General features: G+C 62.3%; 24 protein-coding genes. 9 read left to right on the top strand and 15 right to left on the bottom strand.

Annotated elements, in window-relative coordinates; genetic code table 11:
* The first annotated feature begins 165 nt into the window (after positions 1 to 165).
* The gene (locus CDI09_RS02815) at positions 166 to 2,361 is read left to right on the top strand and encodes a TonB-dependent receptor (protein ID WP_167370180.1); all 2,196 of its coding nucleotides are present in this window, start codon (positions 166 to 168) and stop codon (positions 2,359 to 2,361) included.
* 49 nt (positions 2,362 to 2,410) lie between these two features.
* Here the strand turns inward: CDI09_RS02815 and CDI09_RS02810 are convergent, their stop codons facing one another.
* Positions 2,411 to 3,310 (bottom strand): 3'-5' exonuclease, encoded by a 900-nt coding sequence (locus CDI09_RS02810; protein WP_078524945.1) that lies wholly within the window; start codon positions 3,308 to 3,310, stop codon positions 2,411 to 2,413.
* Positions 3,311 to 3,463: 153 nt separating this feature from the next.
* On the opposite strand from CDI09_RS02810, the gene CDI09_RS02805 reads away from it, so the two are divergent.
* The gene (locus CDI09_RS02805) at positions 3,464 to 4,435 is read left to right on the top strand and encodes an ion channel (protein ID WP_078524947.1); all 972 of its coding nucleotides are present in this window, start codon (positions 3,464 to 3,466) and stop codon (positions 4,433 to 4,435) included.
* The gene (locus tag CDI09_RS02800) at positions 4,389 to 5,546 is read left to right on the top strand and encodes a retropepsin-like aspartic protease (protein ID WP_078524949.1); all 1,158 of its coding nucleotides are present in this window, start codon (positions 4,389 to 4,391) and stop codon (positions 5,544 to 5,546) included. The genes CDI09_RS02805 and CDI09_RS02800 overlap by 47 nt, the downstream gene beginning before the upstream one ends.
* An 86-nt stretch (positions 5,547 to 5,632) precedes the next feature.
* On the opposite strand, the gene CDI09_RS02795 is transcribed toward CDI09_RS02800, so the two are convergent.
* The 6 genes from CDI09_RS02795 to CDI09_RS02770 form a co-directional block, all read right to left on the bottom strand.
* Entirely contained in the window at positions 5,633 to 6,103 is a 471-nt protein-coding gene (locus tag CDI09_RS02795; protein ID WP_078524951.1) for a GAF domain-containing protein, read from the bottom strand.
* 84 nt (positions 6,104 to 6,187) lie between these two features.
* Positions 6,188 to 7,984 carry an ABC transporter ATP-binding protein gene (locus CDI09_RS02790; RefSeq protein ID WP_078524953.1) on the bottom strand — a complete coding sequence of 599 codons (1,797 nt, stop codon included), beginning with the start codon at positions 7,982 to 7,984 and terminating at the stop codon, positions 6,188 to 6,190.
* Between the two features lie 125 nt (positions 7,985 to 8,109).
* Positions 8,110 to 9,447: a DUF763 domain-containing protein gene (locus tag CDI09_RS02785; RefSeq protein WP_078524955.1), complete on the bottom strand. Its 1,338-nt coding sequence runs from the start codon at positions 9,445 to 9,447 to the stop codon at positions 8,110 to 8,112.
* A 24-nt stretch (positions 9,448 to 9,471) separates the two neighbouring features.
* Positions 9,472 to 9,963 carry a manganese-binding transcriptional regulator MntR gene (mntR, locus tag CDI09_RS02780; protein WP_078524957.1) on the bottom strand — a complete coding sequence of 164 codons (492 nt, stop codon included), beginning with the start codon at positions 9,961 to 9,963 and terminating at the stop codon, positions 9,472 to 9,474.
* Positions 9,963 to 10,844 carry a formyltetrahydrofolate deformylase gene (gene purU, locus CDI09_RS02775; RefSeq protein ID WP_078524959.1) on the bottom strand — a complete coding sequence of 294 codons (882 nt, stop codon included), beginning with the start codon at positions 10,842 to 10,844 and terminating at the stop codon, positions 9,963 to 9,965. The genes mntR and purU overlap by 1 nt, the downstream gene beginning before the upstream one ends.
* A 4-nt stretch (positions 10,845 to 10,848) precedes the next feature.
* The gene (locus CDI09_RS02770) at positions 10,849 to 11,529 is read right to left on the bottom strand and encodes a peroxiredoxin (protein WP_078524961.1); all 681 of its coding nucleotides are present in this window, start codon (positions 11,527 to 11,529) and stop codon (positions 10,849 to 10,851) included.
* A 90-nt stretch (positions 11,530 to 11,619) separates the two neighbouring features.
* On the opposite strand from CDI09_RS02770, the gene CDI09_RS02765 reads away from it, so the two are divergent.
* The 3 genes from CDI09_RS02765 (at position 11,620) to CDI09_RS02755 (ending at position 14,523) form a co-directional block, all read left to right on the top strand.
* Positions 11,620 to 12,543, top strand: a complete 924-nt coding sequence (locus CDI09_RS02765) for an MBL fold metallo-hydrolase (protein ID WP_078524963.1) — start codon at positions 11,620 to 11,622, stop codon at positions 12,541 to 12,543.
* 48 nt (positions 12,544 to 12,591) lie between these two features.
* The gene (locus tag CDI09_RS02760; RefSeq protein WP_078524966.1) at positions 12,592 to 13,878 is read left to right on the top strand and encodes an NAD(P)/FAD-dependent oxidoreductase; all 1,287 of its coding nucleotides are present in this window, start codon (positions 12,592 to 12,594) and stop codon (positions 13,876 to 13,878) included.
* A gap of 75 nt (positions 13,879 to 13,953) precedes the next feature.
* A complete protein-coding gene (locus tag CDI09_RS02755) occupies positions 13,954 to 14,523 on the top strand; it encodes a DUF1643 domain-containing protein (protein WP_078524968.1) in 570 nt (189 codons plus the stop codon).
* Between the two features lie 91 nt (positions 14,524 to 14,614).
* Here the strand turns inward: CDI09_RS02755 and CDI09_RS02750 are convergent, their stop codons facing one another.
* On the bottom strand, positions 14,615 to 15,004 hold the full coding sequence (locus CDI09_RS02750) for an immunity protein YezG family protein (RefSeq protein WP_078524970.1): 390 nt from the start codon (positions 15,002 to 15,004) through the stop codon (positions 14,615 to 14,617).
* A gap of 151 nt (positions 15,005 to 15,155) precedes the next feature.
* Entirely contained in the window at positions 15,156 to 16,238 is a 1,083-nt protein-coding gene (gene dinB, locus CDI09_RS02745) for a DNA polymerase IV (RefSeq protein ID WP_257788378.1), read from the bottom strand.
* A 399-nt stretch (positions 16,239 to 16,637) separates the two neighbouring features.
* On the opposite strand from dinB, the gene CDI09_RS02740 reads away from it, so the two are divergent.
* The 3 genes from CDI09_RS02740 (at position 16,638) to CDI09_RS02730 (ending at position 18,803) form a co-directional block, all read left to right on the top strand.
* Positions 16,638 to 17,324, top strand: coding sequence for a YfdX family protein (locus tag CDI09_RS02740; protein ID WP_078524972.1), 687 nt, complete (start codon positions 16,638 to 16,640; stop codon positions 17,322 to 17,324).
* 109 nt (positions 17,325 to 17,433) lie between these two features.
* Entirely contained in the window at positions 17,434 to 18,033 is a 600-nt protein-coding gene (locus tag CDI09_RS02735) for a hypothetical protein (protein WP_078527789.1), read from the top strand.
* Positions 18,034 to 18,548: 515 nt separating this feature from the next.
* Complete coding sequence (locus CDI09_RS02730) at positions 18,549 to 18,803, top strand: hypothetical protein (protein ID WP_078524973.1); 255 nt, start codon at positions 18,549 to 18,551, stop codon at positions 18,801 to 18,803.
* Positions 18,804 to 18,952: 149 nt separating this feature from the next.
* Here CDI09_RS02730 and CDI09_RS02725 read toward each other — a convergent pair whose 3' ends face one another.
* From CDI09_RS02725 to CDI09_RS17510, 6 genes are all read right to left on the bottom strand, one after another.
* On the bottom strand, positions 18,953 to 19,396 hold the full coding sequence (locus tag CDI09_RS02725; protein ID WP_249033989.1) for a hypothetical protein: 444 nt from the start codon (positions 19,394 to 19,396) through the stop codon (positions 18,953 to 18,955).
* A 296-nt stretch (positions 19,397 to 19,692) separates the two neighbouring features.
* On the bottom strand, positions 19,693 to 20,421 hold the full coding sequence (locus tag CDI09_RS02720) for a response regulator transcription factor (RefSeq protein ID WP_078524975.1): 729 nt from the start codon (positions 20,419 to 20,421) through the stop codon (positions 19,693 to 19,695).
* 138 nt (positions 20,422 to 20,559) lie between these two features.
* Entirely contained in the window at positions 20,560 to 21,363 is an 804-nt protein-coding gene (gene thiD, locus CDI09_RS02715; protein WP_078524977.1) for a bifunctional hydroxymethylpyrimidine kinase/phosphomethylpyrimidine kinase, read from the bottom strand.
* Positions 21,364 to 21,366: 3 nt separating this feature from the next.
* Complete coding sequence (glmM, locus tag CDI09_RS02710) at positions 21,367 to 22,725, bottom strand: phosphoglucosamine mutase (protein ID WP_078524979.1); 1,359 nt, start codon at positions 22,723 to 22,725, stop codon at positions 21,367 to 21,369.
* Between the two features lie 51 nt (positions 22,726 to 22,776).
* Positions 22,777 to 23,826, bottom strand: a complete 1,050-nt coding sequence (folP, locus tag CDI09_RS02705) for a dihydropteroate synthase (RefSeq protein WP_078524981.1) — start codon at positions 23,824 to 23,826, stop codon at positions 22,777 to 22,779.
* A 15-nt stretch (positions 23,827 to 23,841) separates the two neighbouring features.
* Entirely contained in the window at positions 23,842 to 24,072 is a 231-nt protein-coding gene (locus tag CDI09_RS17510) for a hypothetical protein (protein ID WP_146220795.1), read from the bottom strand.
* Between the last annotated feature and the right edge of the window lie 5 nt (positions 24,073 to 24,077).

Genomic DNA, 24,077 nt, shown 5'->3' with positions numbered 1-24,077 from the left:
AAAAATTCAACTCAGCAATAAAATTTATTAAAAAAGAAACGGAAGAATATTTTTATATGGATTTGCGTGGTAAAAATGTACAATTTTATTATGGACTCCATCCGAAAACCTTCAAAATTTACAGCAAATTATACTATCCTTTCTCTTACAGCTCTATCCCTATCCATGATGGGGCATGCCCATGCGGCAACAGGGCAGGGCGTGCATGACCTGAAAGCTGATAAAAAACATCCGGCACGCCCCGCAAAACCCCATGGCAAACCTGCCGCACAGAGCAGCGACACCACAAGCCAAAACAATAATGAGGAAATGCTGGTCCATGCCGATCGCATAAAATCCGCTGTCTACCAGTCCCCGACCAATACGCCGCTGAACGTGACCCAGCCTACATTTGTCATGAGCAAGCATTATATCGAGAACAATCTACCCGCCACATCCAATTACGACACGGTTGCGGCCATTGCACCAAGCGTGATGTCCATTTCCCCCAATGGTCCCGGCCTGTCAGAGAGTGCCAATCTGGTGATGCGGGGCTTTTCCGACGGGCAGTACGACGTCACATTCGATGGCATTCCCATTGCCCAGACAAATGACAATACCCATCACAGCACATCATATTACGCCGCTCATGACCTGGGTCAGGTTGAGGTGGATGCCGGACCGGGAGATGCCACAACCGTGGGCTTTGCAACCTTTGGTGGCCGGATTGGCATTAATTCCAAGGACCCCAGAAAGAAAATGGGCGCGGAAGCCTATGCCAGCGCCGGAAGCTGGAACACCTATAATTATGGCGCGGAATTCGATACCGGTGAAATAAAGGGCACCCATGGCGGCCGTCTGTTTGCCGATGTGGAAGGCACGACAAGCGGCGGGTACGTAAGCTACGCCGCACAGCGCCGCGCGAACTACATGATGAAATACATCCAGCCACTAGGCAACCGGACAACCTTGACACTATCCGGCATGTACAACCACGTTGATCAGCATGCCCCGCCCGGTGCCACGCGCGAACAGATCGCCAGATACGGCTCGGAATATGGCCTGAGCAACGACCCGACAAAACAGAATTATGAAGGATACAACCGCGACAGTATCCAGACCGACCTTGAATATATCGGCATCAACTCGGACCTGGGCGCCGGCTGGACAATCGAGAACAAGGCCTACACCTTTGCCTATTTTCACCAGCCTGGTGATTCAGGCAAGGACGTCAATGGCACGCTGGCAAACGGAACCGCCTATGGCGCAACCGACGTGCCCGGCACACGGATGAAAATGGATTATCGCGCCTGGGGCGATGTGCTCAAGATCAGGAAGAAATTCTCGATCGTTGATTTCCAGTCCGGCGTATGGGTGGACCACCAGAGCAATGGCCGCATACAGTACAACCTTGACTGGACACTCGGGGGCAAGCCCGTACCCAACAGCGCCAAGGCCATCACACGCCAGATGCATGACCAGAACCTGTCCATACAGCCCTTCATCCAGGCCGATGTCCATATCACGAAGGCGCTGACATTTTCAGCCGGGTTCAAATATGCCTCATTCGAGCGCGATCTTGAGGCCACGGTAAACCAGACGACCAAGAAACCGCTCAACTATTCACAGACCTATACAGCACCCCTGCCCTCATTCAGCCTGCATTACATGATTACGCCCAAATGGTCTTCCTACATCCAGGTCGCGCGTGGCTTTCTGGCGCCTAGCCTGACCTATTTCTATGTCGGCAATCCGTCTGACAACCAGGTCTCGCCAGAACGGACCTGGAATTACCAGATTGGCACCTCCTATCAGGACCGCCGCTGGAGCGTAGGCGGTGATTTCTACTACATCGATTTCAGCAACATGATCGGCTCGCGCCTGATCGGCCAGAACACGCAATATTATAATATGGGCTCCGTGCGGTATTATGGCGCGGAAGTGCAGGGCACGTTCTATGTTGGCAAAGGCATCTCCCTGTTTGCCAATGCCAGCTACAACCAGGCACGCCTGAACTCAGATAACAGCTGGGTACCCAATGCGCCCGATGCCACGGCCGCAGGCGGCATCATTTACAATAACAGGAATTTCTATGCTTCTCTGATCGACAAATGGGTTGGCAGCCGGTTTGGCGACAGTTCAAACACGCAGGGCATGACGCCTTTCAACTCGCTTGACCTGTCATTGGGCTACACCACCGGGCATGTCATCGGGCCGATGAACCATGTCAAGTTCAAGCTCAACATCACCAATCTTCTGAACAGTCATTCCATCAACTACTTCAATGGATATGCATCCGATGGCAAGACGGCCCTGTATTTCACCCAGCCCGGCCTCGGGGCGTTTGGCTCCATATCGGTCCCCTTCGATATCGGGCATTAAGCAATGTCCTCAAAACAGCATATGAACGACAATTCCTCGCCCGCCCCCATTAACAACGGGTAGAAAACCGGTCCCAGGGCGTGATCCGCGTAACCGGCAGTTCCACCGGGCGGGCGAAGACCTCGGCGTGCAGAAAGGCCAGTTCGGCTTCCACCTCTGCCTCGGGCAGGGAGATGGACCAGGCCCGGGGGTTGCCATCCGTCCCGTCATTCCACCGATAGCCGCGCTGGCGCAACTGGTCCTTGAACTCAAAGGGCGCGTTTTCCGCCCAGATGCGGCAGCGCACCTGCCGGGCGTTTTCCAGCAATGCCGCAAGGGCAGGCTGCCCTGATACCGGCAGCACCCGATCGAGAATGGCAATGCCCGCCTGGCAGTCATCCACCGCACGGTGCCCGTCAAACCAGAACCCCGCCTGCATGCCCAGATAGGACAGCTTGCGCCCCTCAAAGCCCTCCGCTGCCCAGTCCACATCCTTCATGGAGCAGGCCCAGGGCTTGGTGGTGAAGGCCGGGGTAAAGCGCTCGGCAAACTTGCGGTCAAAATCTGCATTATGTGCGATAATGAGCGAGGCGGGCGCTACAAAACTGGCCACCTCCTCCGGCGTGACAGACTGGCCCGCCACCATGGCCGGGGTGATGCCGGTCAGCGCGGTGATCTGGGGTGGAATGGGGCGCGCGGGCTCACGCAGGCGGCTGAACGGTTCCAGGCTGCCCAGAATCCGCCCATCCAGCGTGTAAACAAAGGGCACGATGCCGAATTCGATGATCTCGTCCTTCACCGCGCTCAGCCCCGTGGTCTCGAGGTCAAGGAACATGCCCAGCCGCGTGCCCGCCTCGGGCGGGTACTGCGCCAGCACGCGCGGGGCGAGCGGGCGCAGCACACGGTAGCGACCCGTTCCTTCCAGCGTGGTGGCCATATGTTCCATCTGGTCGGGGGTAAGCTCTGTCATGGGGTCTCCTGCCGGGCGGGCGCATGGATATGCGAAGGGTGTGCGCTCTTTCTACCACGCAGGCCGTTGCCCCGCCGGGCCGCATGACATATTACAAAGTTTGTCAGGCCGATCAGCCCCGGCCCCACACCACACGCGCAGGCAGGACACGCCATGGCACAGGACGCCGGGCCACAAACACCCCCACGCCCCGGCCCTTCGGCAGGCGACAGATCCCCAGCCCTTCACAAGGTCGAAGACCAGGGACACGACACGATCGTGCGCGTGGGGCAGGTGGACCGCATCTGGTCCGATTTCTATCATCATGCCCTTACGGCACCGTGGCGCACGTTCTTTTACTGCTCGCTGCTGGTTTACGTGGGGGTCAACCTGCTTTTCGCGCTGCTGTACATGGCCGACAGCCAGGGCATTAAGGGGGCCGACCCGCACAGCTTCGCTGATTTCTTCTTCTTCAGCGTGCAGACCCTCTCCACCGTGGGTTATGGCGGCATGGTGCCCGTCAGCCGCACCGCCAACCTGATCGCCACCGTGGAAGTGCTGGGCGGCATGATGATCAACGCTCTGGCCACGGGCCTCATCTTCGCGCGCTTCTCACGCCCGCGCGCGCGGGTCATGTTCAGCGACAAGGCGCTGATCCTGTCGGAAAACGGCCAGCTTCATCTTGATATCCGCATTGCCAACTGCCGCCGCAGCCCCATCCTGTCCGTGGATGTGGAGTTTGCGCTCGCCCGTCTCATCCACACGCCATCAGGCCGGGTGGTGCGACAGTTCGACCCGCTCACGCTCCAGCAGTCGCATGTGCCGGTGCTGCGCTTTGCATGCACGCCCACCCATGTCATCGATGCCCGCAGCCCCCTTGATGGCCTGACGGAAAAAGACCTGGCGGCGGAGGAGGCGGAAATCATTGTCAGCCTGACCGGCACCGACGAGGCCTCGGGGCAGACCGTCTTTGCGCGTTCCGCTTACGGATTTGACCGCATGCTGTATAATCACCGCTTCGTCGATATCATCAACGCCGGGCCGGATGGGCGGATCACCGTTGACTACACCCGCTTTGACCAGACCGAATCCCCCCTCGATGAAAACGCCGAGGTGGCGGAATACCTCGCGGACCAGCCGGACTGATTCCCGCGCCGCACGGCTGGCCCGCGCCGGGGCCGTGCTGCTTGCCCTTGCGGGCGGCGCACCCGCCCATGCGGCCCGGCATGCACCCGTGCCCGCAGCGCCGCCCGCGCTGCGCTATGGCCTGCCCGCCGCCTGCCTGACCCATGTCATCGCAGCTCCGCTGCTGACCAATAGCGGCAGCCCCATCATTCCCGCCACGTTCAATGACATGCACGGGCTGGCCTATGTCAGCGTAACGCAGGACCAGGTGGGCGTTTATGCGCCCAGCCCCACCGCCTTTCCCGTTCTGTCAGCCATCAGCATCCAGACCATTGCAGGCGTCGACACCACCTACACCACGGTGCTGCATGACCTGCGCATCAGCAACGGCCATGCCGATGACGTGCCCGCCCTGCTTGAAGGCACGCGCCAGCCCCGCCTCAATGACCAGCCCGTGCTGGGCGTGATCGGCTACGACATACTGGGCAATTACGACGTGCTGTTTGATTTTCCCGCCCGCGTCATGGTGATGTTCATCGCCAGCACGGCCGCCGGCTGCCCGCCATTGCAGGACTGGCTCGGCCCGGACAGCACAGCCCTGCCCCTGCAGCCCGACCGCCGCGGCCGCCTGACCGGCATCCGCATGCAGGTGGGCGCGCAGGGCACACGCATGGAGATCGAACCGGGGGCGGACATGTCCTCGCTCGCGCGCAAGGATGCCAGGGCGCTGGGCCTGACCCCCGCCATCCTGCATGAAGATATTCACGTCAGGACCAATGCCGGAAAGATCCTGAACGGACGCAGGCACCATTTTGACAATATTGCCATTGGCGCATGGCACGACCTGCCGCTGGACGTAAATGTCGAAAAAACCAGCTACAACGTGCTGGGCATGAACTTCCTGCGGCGCAGGCGCGTGCTCATGGCCTTTCCGCAGGGCATGATGTACATGACCCCCCAGACCGACACGCCCGATGACCACGGCCAGGCCGCTCACGGCATGCTCACCACCCGCACGGCCATTGCCCGGCTGACGGACACGCCATCTGCCCCGCCCACGCCGGGTGCGCCGATGCAGACCACACCCGATCCCACGCCCCACCCGGCCCTGCGGACTGACGGAAAACAGTAAAGGTGACCGGCTACCTGAGCAGAGGGTCCGGAAACGGGCCGCCCCGATAAGACGGCCGTGGTGGTGTGCAGGGCATGCCTGCCTGGTCAGGGCGCCATCCGCGCCACAAGCAGCGCCACGACCTGCTCGAGCCTGTGCTGGTCCGATGAGGTGAAACGGTTCTGGCGGGGGCTGTCAACGTCCAGCACGCCCACAAGCTGTTCCCCGCGCATGACCGGCACCACGATCTCGGCGGCAGAGGCCGCGTCACAGGCAATATGGCCGGGAAAGGCATGCACGTTGGGCACCACCTTTGTCCTGCGCTCACGCGCGACCGTGCCGCATACGCCACGCCCCGGCGCAATGCGCGTGCAGGCCACCCGCCCCTGAAAAGGCCCCAGCACGAGCATGCCGTCCTTCCACACATAGAATCCGGCCCAGTTGAGGTCCGGCAGCGCCTCGAATACCAGGGCTGCGATATTCGCCATATTGGCGATCAGGTCCGTCTCGTCCGCAAGGGTGGCGGCCACCATGGGCACGAGGTCTTCGGGGCCTATACTGTGGGCTGGGGCCTGCATGGGTTTTCCTTGTAGTTTGATCCGAGAGGTTGCCTGAAACGACAGTCCAGCAGACAACGTTCGATCCGTTATTTCAGACCTTGTTCAGGACAGGAGCGAAAGACCCGGCACGGGGCGCAGCAGGTCGCCTGCCGCCAGCAGCCGGTCACGATACGGGCCGGGCATGGCCTCAAGCTCGGCCATGGTGCCTGCCTGGGCAATGTGGCCCTGCTCCATCACCACGATCCGGTCAAACCCGCGCAGGGTGGAGAGCCGGTGCGCCACGGCAATGACCGTGCGCCCCACCATCAGCCGCTCAAGGGCGGCATGGACATGGCGCTCGCTTTCCCCATCAAGCGCGCTGGTCGCTTCATCCAGGATCAGGATGGGCGCATTGCGCAAGAAGGCGCGCGCAATGGCCAGGCGCTGGCGCTGCCCGCCCGAGAGCATGACCCCGCGCTCGCCCACCACCGTTGCAAATCCCTGCGGCATGGCATTGATAAAACCGGTGCAGCCCGCCGCCTCGGCCGCGGCCTTCACCTCTTCATCAGTGGCGTCGGGGCGGCCGTAGCGGATGTTCTCGCCCACCGGGCGGCGCAGCAGGTACACCTCCTGCGGCACCACGGCCATTGAGGCGCGCAGGCTGGCCTCGTCCAGTTCAAGGATGTTGACGCCATCGAGCTCCACCGCCCCTGCCTGCACAAAGCGCTGGCGCTGCAACAGGGCAAGCACCGTGCTCTTGCCCGAGCCCGACACCCCCACCAGCCCCACGCGCATGCCTGCGGGAATATCGAGACTGAAATGCGACAGCACCGGCGCGCCACCGGGATAGGCGAAGCTGACATCACGCAGTTGCACATGCCCGCGCAGCACCGCAGGCGGCAGCACCACCGTCTCGGCCACGCCACTGCCTTCATGCGGCACCAGCAGGTGGTCCAGCGTCTCGGCCAGGCGGGTGACGTGCTTCATCGCCTCCACCATGGAAAAGGCCAGGTCGCGCGTGCAGTTCAGGATCAGAAAGCCCAGCGTGGTCACCATCACCACATCGCCCGTGGTGGCCCTGTGCATCCGCCACAGCAGCACGGCCCACAGCAGCAGCCCCGTGGTCATGAAGGCGGTGACGACGGAATGGATCATCCGCAGCTTTTCCATGTAGCGCAACGAGCACGTGTGCAGCCCGATCTCGCCACGGATGCGCTGGCGCATGCGGGCATGCTCCACCCCCATCATGCCATAGGCACGCACCAGGGGCAGGTTCTGCATCACGTCCAGCATCTCGCCATCCACCTCCGCCGCTTCCGCCGCGTAGGCCAGATGCATCTCCTGCCCGTGGCCTGCCAGCAGGTAGATGCACAGCCCCAGCAGCAGCGTCATGCCCACCAGCACCAGCGCCATCAGCGGGCTGACCGTGCCCAGCGTGATGATGGCGAGGAACAGGTTCAGCACCGAAGGCAGCAGGTTCCACGCCGCCATGTTCTCCAGCGCCACCACCGCCCCCGCCGCCGCCGAGACCCGGGCCGCGAGTGCGCCGGAAAGCCGGTTGGCAAAATAGGTCGCATCATGCCCGCTGAGGTAGCGGAACAGGTCGCCGCGCACATCGCCGCCCACGCGCACGAACACGCCCGAGGCCATCCACCCCGCCACCCGCCAGGCCGCGTTGTCGCAGATGATGGTGGCGCAGAACAGCCCGATCGAGACCCACACGGCCCCCATGCCCCGGCCGCCCCCGGTCATGCCATTGACCAGATGGCGGATGATGGCCGACATGCCCACATTGCACGCCACCGCCACCGTAATCGCGCTGATGATGATGGCGTGCCACCGGCCATGCAGCCGCACGTAATGGAAAATGAACCCCAGCGGGCGCTTGCGGTACCGCGCCAGGGCGGGCGTAGAGCGCATATCAGGGGGAATTACCGAGTCTTTCACGTTCATGCGAGGATGCTGCCTTGAGGACATGGCGGGAGAAAGGCTCCGCACTTATGCCGCATTTGGCCCGGTATCATGCCTGCATGACAGATGCACCCCTATCCCGCGTTGCGGGACGCCTCGCCTTCGTGTCCCTGCTGGTCGTGTGGCTGGTTATCATGGCGCATGATCCCGTTCCGCTGCCCTTCTGAAACCCGACCGGACGGTGGTGGTTCATAACCAAATACCGATCGCCCGCCATAATCATGCGAGCGCGCGCGTTCTTCGCCCATAATGGCGGAAAATGACGGGCCGCCCACATCGCGCTCCAGCCTGCGGGCGGCGGCGTCAAGCCTGCGGATGGCATCGAGCCGTTCCTCCCGCCCCAGTCTCGCCGCGCTGACTGCCGCCTTCATGACCGAGAGCGTGCGGTCATACACCGCCACCGGCACGGGATAGGGGTGGCGGTCCTTGCCGCCATGCGCCAGCGAGAAGCGGGCCGGATCATCAAAACGGCAGGGCGCGCCATGCACCACCTCCGCCACCAGCGCCAGTGCCCGCACCGTGCGCGCGCCCACGCCCGGCACGCGCAGCAGATCGGGGAAGTCACGCGGCCCCGCCTCACGCGCCGCCGCCAGCGCGCCATGCAGGCGGCGCATGTTCACATCCTGCGGCTGCACGTCATGGTGGGCGGGCATGCACAGATAGGGCAGTTCGCCCTGCGCAGGCGGCGGCGGGGGGGCATGGCCTTCAATGCGCATGAGTTCGCGCGTCAGCCGGTCCGGCCCCATGGCATGCAGCAGTTCGACCTGCCCCGTGCGTGACGCATCCGCCCGGCGGTCGGTCAGGTTCATGACCGGGCGGCCCGTGACGCGGCCCTCAATGGCGGCATGCGGGGCCTCGACAAAACTGCTCACGTCATCGGACAGCCAGTGATAGCGCCGCGCCATGCGCCGCCCGGTATGCATGCCCTGCTGCACCACCGTCCATCTGCCATCCGCCGCCACCACGAAGCCATGCAGGTACAGGTCGAACCCGTCCTGCACGGCGGCACTGTCCACCTTGGCCACCATGCGGCTCGTGGCCACAAGGGGCGTGGCATCAAGCCCGGTGGCCTCGCCCACCGCCAGCAGTTCATCGGGCGTGCGGCGCGAATGGCGGCCCCGGCCACCGCACACATACAGGCCCAATTCATCCTGCAGGGGGGCAAGTCCACGCTTGAGCGCGCCGATGACGCTGGTGGTAATGCCCGAGGAATGCCAGTCCATGCCCATGACCGCGCCAAAGGACTGGAACCAGAACGGATGCGCCAGCCTGCGCAGGAACTCGTCACGCCCGTAATGATGCACGACCGCCTGCGTGATGACGGCCCCCAGCCGCGCCATGCGCTGGCCCAGCCACGCGGGCACCCGCCCGGTATGCAGCGGCAGGTCGGCGGAGCCTGCGCGTCGGGTCATGGCGCGTTCCCCTTCATGGGTGTGTCAGTCGTTCTGGCGCTTGCCCGTGCCGGCCATGAAGGCGGCCAGCCCCGCCTCAAGCGCGTGGCGAAAGGCACGCAGCGTTTCCGCCCCCACATAGTGTTCCATACCCTCGGCATCAATGCGGGCACTCGCCTCGCTGACGCCAAGCGCGCGCAGGAACTGCTCGACCGTGTGGTGGCGCGCGCGGCTGGCCCGCGCCATTTCCTGCCCCGCACCGGTCAGGAAAATGCCGCGATAGGGCCTGCGCGTGACAAGGCCATCCGCCTCGAGGCGCACCAGCATCTTGGCCACCGTGGGCTGCGACACGCCAAGACGGGCGGCGATATCAACCTGGCGTGCCTCCTGCCCGTCATTGAGCAGGTCGTCGATCAGTTCGACATAATCCTCGATCAGGGCCGTCTTGCGCGCCAGCCGCGCCTGGCGAAAGCCCGCGCACTGCGTATCGGCATCGGGCATGGGGGGCGCTGGCGGCCTGCGGTCCGGGCCGGGCATCAGGGATTGAACACGATGGTCTTGCGCCCGTTGGGAATGACGCGGCACTCGGTAAAGTAACGCACGGCGCGCGCCAGCACCCGGCGCTCGATATCGCGCCCCTTGCGGATCAGGTCATCGGGGGTATCGGCATGGGTAATACGCTCGACATCCTGCTCGATGATCGGGCCTTCATCAAGGTCGGGGGTGACGAAATGGGCGGTGGCGCCGATCAGCTTCACGCCACGCGCAAAGGCCTGATGGTAGGGCCTCGCCCCCTTGAAGCCGGGCAGGAAGGAATGGTGGATGTTGATGCACCGCCCCGCCAGCCTCGCGCTCATGGAATCGGACAGGATCTGCATGTACCGCGCCAGCACCACCAGCTCGGCCCCTGTTTCGCGCACGATTTCGGCCATTCTGGCCTCCTGCGCCGCCTTGGTGGCGGCCGTTACGGGCAGGTAGTGGAAGGGGATGCCGTCAAGGTCGATATGGGCGTAGGTCTCGCGCGGGTGATTGGCGATGATGGCCACTGGCGCGATGGCCAGCTCGCCAATGCGCCAGCGATACAGCAGGTCAACCAGGCAGTGATCGAACCGCGAGACCATGATGACGGTGCGCGTGGGAAGCAGGCTCGCGCGCAGCGACCACTCCATGTCGAACCGCGCAGCCAAAGCGGCCAGCGCCTGCTCGAGCACGGCGCGTTCCACACCACCGGCGGGCACGCTGAACACCACGCGCATGAAAAAGATGCGGCTTTCACGCTCATCGAACTGCTGGGCGCCTGCAATGTCGCCACCAAGCTCGAACAGGGCCTGACTGATCGCCGCCACAATACCGGGCTGGTTGGGGCAGGACAGCGTGAGCACATAGGACAGGCGCACGCCCGCGGCAGGATCTGACATGGCGTTACTGCCCGCGCTTGCGGCCCGTATCGGGCACGGGGTTATAGAACCAGCAACCAGCGCCCCCGGCCTTGCGCAGGGCAGCCTGCGTGGTGGGCACGGGGCGCACCACGTCGCAGCCCGGCGTCCAGCCCTCGGGGGTCATGACCGCGTTGCCCTCGCTGCGGCGCAGGGCCTCGACCAGGCGCAGCAGTTCCTCGACCGAGCGCCCGACCGACATGGGGTACCACACCAGCGCGCGGATCACGCCTTCGGGGTCGATCACGTAGGTGGCGCGCACGGTGGCGCTGTTCTGCGCGGTCAGGTCCAGCATGCCGTAGGCGCGGCACACCGCCATGGAAGGATCTTCCACCAGCGGGAACGGGATCTCGACGCCAAAGCGCTCCTGTATCGTCTCGAGCCAGGCCAGGTGCGCGTACAGGCTGTCTACCGACAGGCCCAGCAGCGCGCAGTCAAGCTTCTCGAAGCGATCCGCCGCGCGGGCCAGCGCCATGAACTCGCTGGTGCAGACCGGCGTGAAATCCGCCGGGTGCGAGAAAAACAGCAGCCAGCGCCCGCGGAAGTCCGACAGGCGCATTTCCCCCTTCGTGGTACGGGCCTGAAAGTCTGGTGCCACGTCCCCGATCCGCAACGGGCGCGTTCCGATCGCGCCATGGTTTGCGGGTATGCTCGCCTCTGTGCTCATGCCCTGCCCTTTTGCATCTGCCGCGCCTTGACGCAAGCCATCTTATAACATACATTTATTATGTAATTCATAAACTATGGATGACATTCCATGTCCGACCCCGCCCTTGAAGCCGCTGCAAGCCAGGTGATTACATGCCGTGCAACAGGCCAGGCGCCGGTTGTCCGGACCTTTTTCGACCTGCCCACCTTCACCGCCACCCATGTGGTGCATGACCCCGCCACCCGCGCCTGCGCCATCATCGACAGCGTGATGGACTATGACCCCGCATCAGGCAAAACCGACCACGCCATGGCGCAGGATATCGTGGACTATGTCACGGCGGAAAAGCTGAAGGTGGAGTGGCTGCTTGAAACCCATGTCCATGCCGATCACCTCTCCGCCGCGCCCTGGCTGCAGGAGCGCCTTGGCGGCAGGCTCGGCATTGGCCATGCCATCCTCAAAGTGCAGGACATCTTCGGCAAGCTGTTCAACGCGGGCACGCGCTTCGCGCGCGACGGCTCGCAGTTCGACGCGCTGTTCGAGGACGGGGCACGGTTCACGCTCGGCACCGTGCCCGTGACCGTGCTGCACGTGCCCGGCCACACGCCTGCCGACATGGCCTATGTGATCGGGGAAGCCGCCTTTATCGGCGATACGCTGTTCATGCCCGATTACGGCACCGCGCGGGCCGACTTTCCCGGCGGGGACGCCCGCATGCTCTACCACTCCATCCGCCGCCTGCTCGCCCTGCCGGCCGAGACGCGGGTTTTCCTGTGCCACGACTACAAGGCCCCCGGCCGCGACGCCTTTGCATGGGAAACCACCATTGGCGCGGAACGCCAGAACAATGTTCACGTTCATGATGGCGTGGATGAGGAGGCTTTCGTGCAGATGCGCACCGCGCGTGACGCCACCCTGTCGCTGCCCAACCTGATCATGCCCTCGGTGCAGGTCAACATGCGTGGCGGCCATCTGCCCGAGCCTGAAGATAATGGTGTAAGCTACATCAAAATACCGCTCAGCCGTTCCTGACGCATATCCATCGCAGCCTTCTATTAAAAGTCATTACGGAGACCCCTCATGACCGATACCGCCCCCTCCATCCCGAACCTCGCCAGCACGGCGCGGGGCCTGACCTATGATGTCGTCGTGGTGGGTGGAGGTGCAGCCGGGCTGTCCACCGCTGCGAGCATTCTCAAGCGGCGCGGCGGCATCACGCTGGCCATCATCGAGCCGTCGGGCTCGCATTTCTACCAGCCGGGCTGGACGCTGGTGGGCGGCGGCGTGTTCAAGCAGTCACAGACCCGCCGGTCGGAAAAGAAGCTGATCCCGACTGGCGCCGACTGGGTGCAGGCAGCGGCCACGGGCTTCGAGCCCGAAGCCAACCTCGTGCACCTGTCCAACGGGTCATCCATCCGCTACGAGGTGCTGGTGGTGGCCACCGGCCTGACGCTGGACTGGGACGCAATCGAGGGCCTGAGCGAGACCCTTGGCCGCAATGGCGTGACCTCGAACTACCGCTACGACCTTGCCCCCTATACCTGGCAGATGGTGCAGACGCTGGGCCGTGGCAATGCCGTCTTTACCCAGCCGCCCATGCCCATCAAGTGCGCGGGCGCGCCTCAGAAGGCGATGTACCTGGCGTGTGACGCGTGGCGCAGGCGTGGCCTGGCCGACAACATCAACGTGTCCTTCCACACCGCGACGCCGGGGCTGTTTGGCGTGAAGGAATTCGTGCCGCCGCTGATGGACTACATCAACCGCTACCATATCGACCTGTGCCTCAAGTCCAACCTGACGAAGGTGGACGGCAAGGGCCGCATCGCCACGTTCGAGAACGTGGCGGGCGATGGCAGCAAGACGACCTCGGAAGTGGAATTCGACATGCTGCATGTCGTTCCCCCCCAGCGCGCGCCCGACGTGATCCGCAACAGCGCGCTGGCGGGCGATGGCGGCTGGGTATCGGTTGACCCCGCGACGCTGCGCCACACGAAGTTCGCCAATGTATTTGCGCTCGGCGACGTGGCGGGCACCTCCAACGCCAAGACCGCCGCCGCCGTGCGCGTGCAGGCCCCGGTCGTGGCCGTGAACGTGCTGGCCACCCTGGACCACAAGCCCGCCGTGGCCGATTATGACGGCTATGGCGCCTGCCCGCTGACCGTCGAGCGCGGCAGGATCGTGCTGGCCGAGTTCGCCTATGGGGGCAAGCTTGCCCCCACCCTGCCCACATGGCTGCTCAATGGCCGCAAGCCCACGCATCTGGCATGGTTCCTCAAGGAATGGGTCATGCCCGTGCTGTACTGGGATGGCATGCTGCGCGGCCACGAACTGATGGTGGCCCCGCACAAGATCGGCACGCCGCGCTGATCCTTCACAACCATTAGATACGCGCCATGGCCGCGCGGGGGTAGACCTCCGCGCGGCCATGCGTATGTTTGGGCCATGAACATCACCCGACAGGGCCAGCACCATGTGGGCCACAGCCGCCCGCTCCGTCTGGCCGATGACGTGGTCAGCCATGCCATCTATGGCGGCCCGGACAAGTGCTACCGCTATGAACTGACCCGCACCTGGAACCCCGAAGGGCCTGCGGTGATGTGGCTGATGATGAACCCGTCGGTCGCGACGGAAGATGGCGATGACCGCACGGTAGCCAAGTGCCAGCGCTATGCCCGTGCATGGGGCTACGGCACGCTGCTGGTGGGCAATACCTTCGCCTATCGCTGCACCGACCAGAAACGCCTGACCGAGGTGCCCGACCCGGTCGGCCCCGAGAACGACCGCCACCTGCTGGCCATGGCGCGGCGGGCGGACCTGGTGGTGGCGGCCTATGGCTCACCGCAGATCAAAAGCCTGCTGCCGCGTGGGCCGGAGGTGATCCGCATGCTGCAACAGCACGGCATTACGGTCAGCGCCATGCGGCTGAGCAAGGGTTCGGGCCGCCCCGAGCATCCGCTTTATCTGCCCGGCAGCCTGAAACCGGAACCGCTGCCACCTTTTGTTCCGGGCTGAATGGACTCTGGGCCTTGAAAAAATTTCCGGCGATGTCTTTTGAAGCTTTTTTGAAAAAAGCTTCACCAAAAACTTTTACTATTTCAGCGTATTAGTAGTCAAAATCGACCGAGAAAGACCCTTCCGCCATTTCCACCCGCAGGGTCAGCCCGGTCCAGACCGGCTGATCGCGGGCCGGGTTCTCGCGCCAGAAGGCGGCGCGCAGTTCAAGCAGCTCATGCTGAAGGTCGTGCAGGTAGCGGATGTGGCCTTCGGTCGATTCGTCCTCGAAGGGGCTGAAATTGACCTTTTCCCCTTCCTGCGTTTCGTAATCGAAGCCGAAATACACGTTCGTGTCACCAAGTTCGACATTACCGGTAAAGGCCATGTGCATCTCGATGGCGCGGCAGGTTTCCTCCTCCTCATCCGGTACGGCGATCAGCACAAGTTCGGCAATGGCGTTGAGAATGGTCTTTGACCCGGGAGGGGCTGCGTTGTTCATAGCATCCTGCTTCGTATGGAGAAGGTCATCCCATGACCTCAATGCGACCTGCCTACAATATAAAAGTTTCTGGTGAAGCTTTTTTAAAAAAGCTTCGAAAAGAACGCCTCCTTTTAAAAAAAGGAACCCCCTGAAAACTTCTGTTCTTTTATCAGCCAAACAGCATCAGTTGCCGCGCAGGCGGAGCCGTGCCGGGCACGCGCAGGCCCGATACGGTCACGCCCAGCAGCCTTATGCCCCGTGGCGGCGGAAAACACGGGGCCAGAAGCGCCAGCGCCCGCCGGGCCAGATCGGCGCCATCCGCCACCGGTTCCGGCGCCGTGCGCCCGCGCACGATCTGGCGGAAATCGTTGTATTTAACCTTCAGCGTCACGGTCACGCCCGTCAGGCCACGCGCAACACAGCGCCCCCACACCCGCTCGGACAGGGTCAGCATATTGTCACGCGCTTCAGGCCAGTCATGGATATCGGCATCAAAGGTCTGCTCGCCACCAATGGAGCGGCGCGGGCGATTGACTTCAACGGGGCGCTCATCAAGCCCACGGGCAATGCCATAATAGAAATCCGCCGCCTTGCCAAAATGCCGCAGCAGGCGTGAGAGCGGCTGCCTACGCAGATCCAGCCCCGTGCGGATGCCCAGGCCATGCATGCGCGCCGCCGTGGCCGGACCAATACCGTGAAACTGCTCGACCGGCAGGTTGGCCACAAACTCCGGCCCCATGCGAGGTGTAATGACAAACTGGCCATCGGGCTTTCGGTAGTCGGAAGCCAGCTTGGCCAGGAATTTATTATAGGACACGCCTGCCGAGGCGGTCAGCCCCGTCTCGCTGCGGATACGGGCGCGAATGGCTGTGGCAATGGCCGTGGCGGAAGGATAATCCAGCAGCGGCCGGGTCACATCCAGATACGCCTCATCAAGCGAAAGCGGCTGGATGATGGAGGTAAAACTGGCAAATATGGCATGAATCTGGGCAGAAACCGCGCGATACACATCAAAACGCGGCGGCACGAACACGAGGTCCGGGCATTTGCGCTGCGCCACGACCGAAGGCATGGCCGAACGCACCCCGAACCGGCGGGCCTCATAACTCGCGGCGGCAACAACCCCGCGCCGCCCGGCACCGCCCACGGCAAGCGGCCTGCCCCGCAGGGCCGGATCATCGCGCTGCTCGACCGAGGCATAGAAGGCATCCATGTCAACATGGATGATGCGCCGGTGCCCCGCCCCGCTCACGGCGCTGGCCGCACCGGGGCCATGCCCGCAAGGGACATGACCGGCACGGCGTGACTGCGGAAGATCAGTCGTTGCACTTCTTTTTCTTAAGGAAAAACACGATAGCGCCAACAATCGCACCGAAAACCAGGATGCCCTTGAGGCAGGGAGACTTGGAAGGACACTTGGTTGCACATTCAGACATGGTTCATTCCTTGATAAACAGTTCCGCTCCAGACGGGAGCGGCACAGCCCATACTAGCGCATGCATACGCCGTGACCAGTGGGCTTTTGGCCCATGGGCGGCCTGTCGGGGGCGGGCCTGACATGCGGCAGCAGGGCAGCCGCATTGCGTTGCCACATCTTTTGTTACAGATGGCGTCGGGCAATGATACCGCCATCAAGACCGGAGAATGAACCATGAAAAAATATGCATTCCTGCCCGCAGCCCTGCTCATGCTGGGCACGGCGGTCGGCGCGGCGCATGCCGCCCCCTCAACCGGGCGCGCGGTCAACCGTGATTTCGCCAAGCTGTCGGCTGACGGCAGCCGCGCGTTCGATGATATCGCCATGGCCCGCACGGCGCTCGCCAACAACGACACCGCTGGCGCCGCCAAGCTGCTGACCGACGCCAACAACGCCCTGGCCCACGCCAAGACCGACAACCGGGTGTTCATGAAGGCCGAAGCCGAGCTGACACCGCCCAAGAAGGCCCCGGCAGGCGCGCCCGCGCCCAAGGCCGCCCCTTCCACCCAGCCGGTGGCCTGGCTGCCGGTTGATGGCGAATACATCGTGACCGAAGACCTTGCCCCCTCCTCCACCAAGGGCACGGCGGTGGCTTCAGCCAATACCAGCCTGAACAAGGGCAAGCCCGCGCAGGCAGCGCAGAACCTGCAGGTTGCCGCGGTTGATGTTGACTTCGTGCTGGCCATCGCACCGCTTGATGCCAGCGCAAGCGATGTCTATCGCGCCTCCAACCTGCTTGCTGGCGCAACACCCAACACTGCGGATGCGGACGCCGCCCTGCAGGATGCCCAGAACAGCATCCGTTTCGTGTCTGAAGACATGGTCGGCACGCCTTCAGGCAAGAAAGCCGCCGGGAACTGATCCCCGGTTGTTTCCGGTCGTTACCATGCCGCGCGCAAGGACAGGCCGCCCCCCATCGCCCACGGCGCAGGGGGGCGGGCTGTTCACCCGGCGGGGCATCTGGCTGGCCATGACCGGACTCTGCCTGGTCCTTGGCACCTGCCCGGTCCGGGCGGCTGGCCTGATCGAGCTCTGTCTGGCCCGGCACCCTGTTGAAAACAGCTTTGTGCAGAATGCCGCAGCCCATGGTCCGATTCATGTGCCAGCGGGCACCGCGCTCAATTACGCGGGCCATGCCTTCGGCCCCGCATCGGACCCGCTCGACCGCGCCCACGCAGCCCCTGATGGCGATGGCTGGCGCAACATCACGCCCGCCGAGGAAACGCGTCGCCGCGACCTGCAGATGGAAGATATTGGCGGGGACAGCCGCTACCACCGCCCGCAGGCGGCCCTCATGACGACAGCGGCCGTAACCCTGTCACCCACGCGCCCCTGTGCGCAGGTGGGCGCCACGGCCCTCCTGTCCGATGACTGGACATGGACGATGGATACCATCCCCGCCCGCTCGGACATGTATTTTCAGGCCTATGGCACGGTACGGGGCGACCAGCTTGATCCGACCTTCAATAACGATGCCGATCCCTTTCAGTGGACCGCAGCACATGGTGCGCTGAATGCAATTGTTACACAAACAGTTGACCAGTCACTGACACTCCGTTCGCCAGACTGAAAATGTTATTTTCAATTATATATTATCCGTATCATGCCCCGAATACGGACAGGAAACAGGGTTCTGACCGGGTGCCTGACCTTACGGCTCAGTAAATATATTGCGCTGACAGGGAATTTGTTGCCAAATCTGCATCCAGAAAACTTTTTATTATTTTCAATTAATACGTTATTTTAAAATAATTTTTCGACAGATAATTTCTTATAGAATTAAACCGGTTAAAGAAAATTATATATTTATGCTTATAATGCAACAAATGGTTTCAGTATGGCTGAAATTGGGAATATAAATTTCATTTTATATTATTATGCATGAAATTCAATTCTTTATTGAAAACAATATTGTCCTGCACATATAATATTCATAAATAGTCTATCTGCACCGCATGGAGATCAATCCCTACGGGTCAGAAAACAGCACAGGAATACAGGATGCAGCATGTGGCGGAGGATGTGCCGCTACGTAAGATGCATGCTAAAGGTTATTTTAACAGCTTAGCCAGCCGATGAAAAACAATGGAGAACGGGATGGCCCTCTACCAGTCCGCACAGTTTATTGATACGTGGACCGATCCTGAATTCGACAAGCTTCATTCGCCCCGTACCGTCGCCCCCCATTCCGGTATTTACCGTTGCGTCGGCTGTGGGGTGGAAATCGCCATAAGCGAAGGGCAGCTCCTGCCTGCCATCCATGCCCACCCTCACCGGCTTGGCACGCGCGAGGCCTGGCAGATGGTGGTCTATGCGGACCATCGTCCCAAATTTACCTGAAACACCGGCAGGGAAATATCCCACAGTCATCTGACAGTTTCTGGTGATGTTTTTTTCAGGACGCTTCAGGGAAATGCCGCCTTTGTGAAAAAAGGCGGCACCCCGCAACTTCCATTATTTTATCAACGCGGTGTTTTTCAAACAGTGGCTTACCACCAGCCGCCGCCCCACGGGCCACCCCAGCCACCGCCGCCCCAGCCCCACATGCCCCAGTTCCAGGAGGCATCTTCATACATATCCGCCGTCATCTGCTGCTGGTCAGCCAGATTCTGGGCCTGCACATAGGACATATAGCGCCCATAGGCGGCCTGGTTGCCCACATACAGGCAGTTGCACACCTTGGGGTCGGAATAGATGTAGAGCATGTGGTCACCAAACGATTTCTGCAAAAACCGGTTGGGCGGCAGCTTCTGCAGCATCTCCTGACGTTCCGGATTATTGGCGGGGCGCGCCACGAAACCGGCTGCGGCAAGGCTGTTTTCTTTATCCACGATCTGGTCATGCACGCTTTCGCACGCACTCAGCCCGGTGGATAGGGCAAGCAGCAATGCACCACCCGCGTAAAGATGCCTCAGCGCTTTCTTGTTTCCCATCGACGTGCCGCCTGTTTCCATCCTGTTAATCAGCGCATCCTGTCCCATCAACGAGCCGGAATAAAGATGCGCGGAAAAAAACATATGAATTATTTCAGCAGAGTTTGATTTATCTCATGTTCGGGGTCGGCACGGCAATGCCATAACAATCAGGCGATGGGGGCATCGCATATCGAATCATCACTTTAAAACTTTGGCAGGCACACCTTGCGGGGTGTGCCTGCCATTTTTCTTTGCACGGTCATTTTAACGGTGACGGGTTCGTTCCAGTTGCAGTTACGATAGCCCGAGAGGCATCACGCAGCCGTTACCTGTGTCAGCGGCGCACCAAAAGGTGCGGCGGGCAGGGTCGGTGTGCCATCACGCAGCACATAGCCCTGCCCCCACACCGTGGCAATGAGCTGCCCCGCGCCCGCAACATGCAATTTCTTGCGCAGCTTGCAGATAAACACATCGATAATCTTCATCTCCGGCTCATCCATCCCGCCATACAGGTGGTTGAGGAAGGCATCCTTGGTCAGGACCATGCCCTTGCGCAGCAGGAGCAGTTCCAGAATCATGTATTCCTTGCCGGTCAGATGCACACAGTGCCCCTGCACGCTGACCGTGCGGCTATCGAGGCACAGCTCAAGCGGCCCCGCGCGCAGGGTCGGCTCGCTATACCCCTTTGAGCGGCGGATGACTGCCTGCATCCGCGCTGTCAGTTCCATCGATTCGTAGGGGCGGGTCACATAATCATCCGCCCCGGTGGAGAAGGCCTTTACTTTTGTGGTGTCCTCCCGCTCATCTGACAGGACCAGCACGGGCGTGGGCACCCTTGCGACGCGACTGACCCGGATGACCTCGAATCCATCGAGATCTTTCAGCCGCACCTCCATGACCGCAAGGTCATAATTATAGGATTTTAACATTCCCAGTGCATCATGCCCCGTATCAACATGATCTACTGTAAATCCGGCCCTCTCCATATGCCGGGTGGTCTCTTCGGCTTTCCGGGCATTGGGCTCTACAAGCAAAATCCGCATATCGACCATCCAGTAGATATTTACACTACATCTACCTATAAGTGTGCGGAACGCATTAAACAACCTAAAGTTGTTTATATATTACTATTCTTTCATAAAGATAATAAATATAATGACAATTATTTTATTAATGAATTATTAATGTCCTAATGCCATGCCGCCCGCACCATGGTTCAGCGGGCCAGCCCCCGCGCCATAGCCAGGTGCGGCCGCAATGGCGCGCAGCACATAGTCCCGCGCACGGATCACGGCGTCAGGCAGGCTCATGCCCTGTCCCAGCCCCGTGGCGATGGCACTGGCCAGTGTGCAGCCGGTGCCATGCGTATGGCGGGTGTGGATGCGCCGGCTCACGAATTCCTGTACCGTGCCATCGGCCTGCACCAGCACGTCCAGCAGTTCATCGCCTTCCATATGGCCGCCCTTGAGCAGCACGGCGCGCGGCCCGAGCGCCAGCAGGGCACGGGCTGCGGGCACCATCTCGGCGCGCCCGGCAATGCCGTGGCCAAGCAGGGCCTCGGCTTCAGGGATGTTGGGGGTCAGCACGGTGGCCAGCGGCAGCAGCCGCGCCTTCAGCGTGGCCAGCGCGCTATCATGCAGTAGCGCAGCCCCCCCCTTCGCCACCATGACCGGATCGAGCACGTAGGGAATATCGGCGCTGGTGAGCAGCACATTGGCAATCGCCTCGATCACCTCCGCCCGGTCCAGCATGCCGCTCTTGAAGGCATCAACCCCCAGATCATCCATCACGCAGCGCATCTGGGCCACGATAAAGGCCGGGGAGACTGGCATGACCGCCTGCACGCCAAGCGTGTTCTGCGCGGTCAGCGCGGTGATGGCGGTCATGCCAAAGCCGCCCAGCACGGTTACGGTCTTGATATCGGCCTGGATGCCGGCACCACCCCCGCTATCGCTGCCCGCCATGATGAGAATACGCCCCTGCATGGTTCAGCCTGCCATCTGGATGGCGGTGATCGCCTCGCACATGTCATCAACCACCGCATTGACCAGCGCCTCGTCCTCGGCTTCCGCCATGACGCGCACCAGTGGCTCGGTGCCGCTTTCACGCAGCACGAGTCGCCCGCGTGCGCCCAGCCGCTTTTCCGCCGCCTTGCGCGCTTCATGCACCTGCGGGTCATGTAGCGGGCTGCGACCGGCAAAGCGCACGTTGCGCAGCAGTTGCGGATAGGGCCTGAACATGCGGCACACCTCGCTTGCGGGCCGACCGGATTCCACCACTTCGGCCAGCACCTGCAGGGCGGCCACCAGCCCGTCGCCCGTGGTGGCGAAATCCGACAGCACCATGTGCCCCGACTGTTCGCCCCCGATATTGGCGCCGAGCTCGCGCATCTTCTCCACCACGTAGCGATCGCCCACCGCCGTGCGCACCAGTTCCAGCCCCTGGCTCTCAAGATAACGCTCAAGCCCCATGTTGGACATGACGGTCGCCACGATATGCCGCCCCGACAGCCGCCCCTGCCGCGCCCATGAGTGCGAGATCAGCGCCAGGATCTGGTCACCATCGACCAGTCGGCCCTTTTCATCGGAAATCAGCACGCGGTCGGCATCTCCATCGAGCGCAATGCCGATATCGGCCCGGTGGCGCTGCACCGCCGCGCACAATGCCTCGGGCCGGGTGGAGCCGCAGCCTTCATTGATGTTGATGCCATCAGGATCGCAGCCAATGCGCACCACTTCCGCGCCGAGTTCCCACAACGCCGTGGGCGCCACGCGATAGGCCGCCCCGTTGGCGCAGTCGATCACGATGCGCAGCCCGTCAAGCCGCAGACGGCGGGGAAAGGAGGACTTCGCACTTTCCACGTACCGGCCTGCCGCGTCATTAAGGCGCGAGGCCCGGCCGATCTGGTCGGGGGCTGCGAGCATGTGGGTCAGATCCTCGCCCATGGCGGCCTCAATATCCGCTTCCGTCTCGTCGGACAGCTTGAACCCGTCGGGGCCGAACAGCTTGATGCCGTTATCGCCATACGGATTATGCGAAGCCGAGATCATGACACCCAGATCGGCACGCAGGGAGCGGGTGAGCATGGCAATGGCCGGGGTAGGCATCGGCCCCACCAGCGTCACGTCCATCCCGGCGGAAAGAAAGCCCGACACCAGCGCGCATTCGATCATGTAGCCTGACAGGCGCGTATCCTTGCCCAGCAGCACGCTATGGCGGTGCGTGCCGTGTATGAAACGCAGCCCAGCCGCCTGGCCCAGCTTCTGTGCAACTTCCACCGTCATGGGAAAGCGGTTGGCCATGCCCCGAATTCCATCAGTGCCGAACAGCTTTCTTGTTTTTACCATGACTGGAAATCTCCGGATACGTTCTGGTCGGACACCGACCTACCTTACCTGTTACTGCCGATCCAGCCCCTGCTGCACCCGCATGGCCTGGATCATGGCCGCTGCATTGTGAACCCGGAGCACCACGCCGGGAAAGATCATTCCGGGCAGGCTGGCCGCAATCGTGCCCGGATCGCGCGCGGCCGCATCGGGTTCGTGGCCCAGTTCGCCAATCATGCGCTTGCGCGACGTGCCGAGCACCACCCGGCACCCAAGGTTGGCCAGCAGCGGCAGGCGGGCCAGCAGGGTCAGGTTGCCTTCCAGCGTCTTGGCAAAGCCGATGCCGGGGTCAACCAGTATGCGCGTGCGCGCAATGCCCGCCGCCACAGCCTCTTCCACCCGCTGGCCGAGTTCACGCACCACATCCACCGCCACATCGCTGTAAGCCGTGTGCGCGCGCATCGTTTCTGGCGTGCCGCGCATGTGCATGAGCATGACCGGGCAGCCATGCCGCGCCACGACCGCACGGGCAGCAGGGTCATGCGTCAGCGCCGAGACATCGTTGATGAGCGTGGCCCCGGCCATCAGCGCCTGGTCCATGACCGCCGCCTGCCGCGTATCAATCGAAAGTTTCAGGTTATCAAGCGCGGAACAGGCGCGGACGGCGTGGATGACCGGGCCGATCCGCGCCCATTCCGCCCCGGCCGAAACGGCAGGCGCACCGGGGCGGGTACTCTCGCCGCCAATATCCACCACCCGGCATCCGGCCGCATGCAGCGCCCTGATGCGCGCCAGTGCTGTCTCCACGCGGTCATGCTGGCCGCCATCACTGAAACTGTCCGGGGTGACATTGATGATGCCCATGACCTGCGGGCCTGAGGGCAACCCCGCATCAGGCGCGGGCGCGCTGACGCGCCGGGCCGCCGCCTCCCATGCGGGAGAAAGGGCCGCAACCGGCATGACTGTTTCTTCCTGTCCCGGCCCGATCAGGCGGGCAAGCGCATAGGCCTGCGGGCCGCCCGCAAACCAGCGCGCCACACCCTGCGCCACCGCCTGCCGGGCTGCGTGGCCATGCAGCAGGGCCAGTGGTTCAATCAGCGGCTGGTTGGAAAAATGACCCACGAAATACGCGCCCGATCATGAAGATGTTTTTGGTGAAGCTTCTTTCAAAAAGCTCCGCGGAATACCGCTTTCCATGCGCCCGCCATGCCCCGTCCATGAGGCCGGATACAGACATGGCGGAACAGCCTGAAGCTGCCCCGCCATGTTGATATAAGAGACTGTTTGAAAAACCTGCCAGCTTAAAGCTTCAAAAGAATGCCGCCTTTTTTCAAAAAGGCAGCATCCGGAAACTTTTACCGTTTTCAATCAAG

Source organism: Komagataeibacter nataicola, assembly GCF_003207795.1.
In the GTDB taxonomy this organism is placed as follows: Bacteria; Pseudomonadota; Alphaproteobacteria; order Acetobacterales; family Acetobacteraceae; genus Komagataeibacter; species Komagataeibacter nataicola.
This window is presented reverse-complemented; position numbering and strand designations above follow the sequence as displayed.

What these genes read in the sequence shown, in the direction of transcription:
- CDI09_RS02815 (WP_167370180.1), top strand. Translation starts at nt 166, where the DNA reads ATGATGGGGCATGCCCATGCGGCAACAGGGCAGGGCGTGCATGACCTG.
- CDI09_RS02810 (WP_078524945.1), bottom strand. Translation starts at nt 3,310, where the DNA reads ATGACAGAGCTTACCCCCGACCAGATGGAACATATGGCCACCACGCTG.
- CDI09_RS02805 (WP_078524947.1), top strand. Translation starts at nt 3,464, where the DNA reads ATGGCACAGGACGCCGGGCCACAAACACCCCCACGCCCCGGCCCTTCG.
- CDI09_RS02800 (WP_078524949.1), top strand. Translation starts at nt 4,389, where the DNA reads ATGAAAACGCCGAGGTGGCGGAATACCTCGCGGACCAGCCGGACTGAT.
- CDI09_RS02795 (WP_078524951.1), bottom strand. Translation starts at nt 6,103, where the DNA reads ATGCAGGCCCCAGCCCACAGTATAGGCCCCGAAGACCTCGTGCCCATG.
- CDI09_RS02790 (WP_078524953.1), bottom strand. Translation starts at nt 7,984, where the DNA reads ATGCGCTCTACGCCCGCCCTGGCGCGGTACCGCAAGCGCCCGCTGGGG.
- CDI09_RS02785 (WP_078524955.1), bottom strand. Translation starts at nt 9,447, where the DNA reads ATGACCCGACGCGCAGGCTCCGCCGACCTGCCGCTGCATACCGGGCGG.
- mntR (WP_078524957.1), bottom strand. Translation starts at nt 9,963, where the DNA reads ATGCCCGGCCCGGACCGCAGGCCGCCAGCGCCCCCCATGCCCGATGCC.
- purU (WP_078524959.1), bottom strand. Translation starts at nt 10,844, where the DNA reads ATGTCAGATCCTGCCGCGGGCGTGCGCCTGTCCTATGTGCTCACGCTG.
- CDI09_RS02770 (WP_078524961.1), bottom strand. Translation starts at nt 11,529, where the DNA reads ATGAGCACAGAGGCGAGCATACCCGCAAACCATGGCGCGATCGGAACG.
- CDI09_RS02765 (WP_078524963.1), top strand. Translation starts at nt 11,620, where the DNA reads ATGTCCGACCCCGCCCTTGAAGCCGCTGCAAGCCAGGTGATTACATGC.
- CDI09_RS02760 (WP_078524966.1), top strand. Translation starts at nt 12,592, where the DNA reads ATGACCGATACCGCCCCCTCCATCCCGAACCTCGCCAGCACGGCGCGG.
- CDI09_RS02755 (WP_078524968.1), top strand. Translation starts at nt 13,954, where the DNA reads ATGAACATCACCCGACAGGGCCAGCACCATGTGGGCCACAGCCGCCCG.
- CDI09_RS02750 (WP_078524970.1), bottom strand. Translation starts at nt 15,004, where the DNA reads ATGAACAACGCAGCCCCTCCCGGGTCAAAGACCATTCTCAACGCCATT.
- CDI09_RS02740 (WP_078524972.1), top strand. Translation starts at nt 16,638, where the DNA reads ATGAAAAAATATGCATTCCTGCCCGCAGCCCTGCTCATGCTGGGCACG.
- CDI09_RS02735 (WP_078527789.1), top strand. Translation starts at nt 17,434, where the DNA reads ATGACCGGACTCTGCCTGGTCCTTGGCACCTGCCCGGTCCGGGCGGCT.
- CDI09_RS02730 (WP_078524973.1), top strand. Translation starts at nt 18,549, where the DNA reads ATGGAGAACGGGATGGCCCTCTACCAGTCCGCACAGTTTATTGATACG.
- CDI09_RS02725 (WP_249033989.1), bottom strand. Translation starts at nt 19,396, where the DNA reads ATGGGAAACAAGAAAGCGCTGAGGCATCTTTACGCGGGTGGTGCATTG.
- CDI09_RS02720 (WP_078524975.1), bottom strand. Translation starts at nt 20,421, where the DNA reads ATGCGGATTTTGCTTGTAGAGCCCAATGCCCGGAAAGCCGAAGAGACC.
- thiD (WP_078524977.1), bottom strand. Translation starts at nt 21,363, where the DNA reads ATGCAGGGGCGTATTCTCATCATGGCGGGCAGCGATAGCGGGGGTGGT.
- glmM (WP_078524979.1), bottom strand. Translation starts at nt 22,725, where the DNA reads ATGGTAAAAACAAGAAAGCTGTTCGGCACTGATGGAATTCGGGGCATG.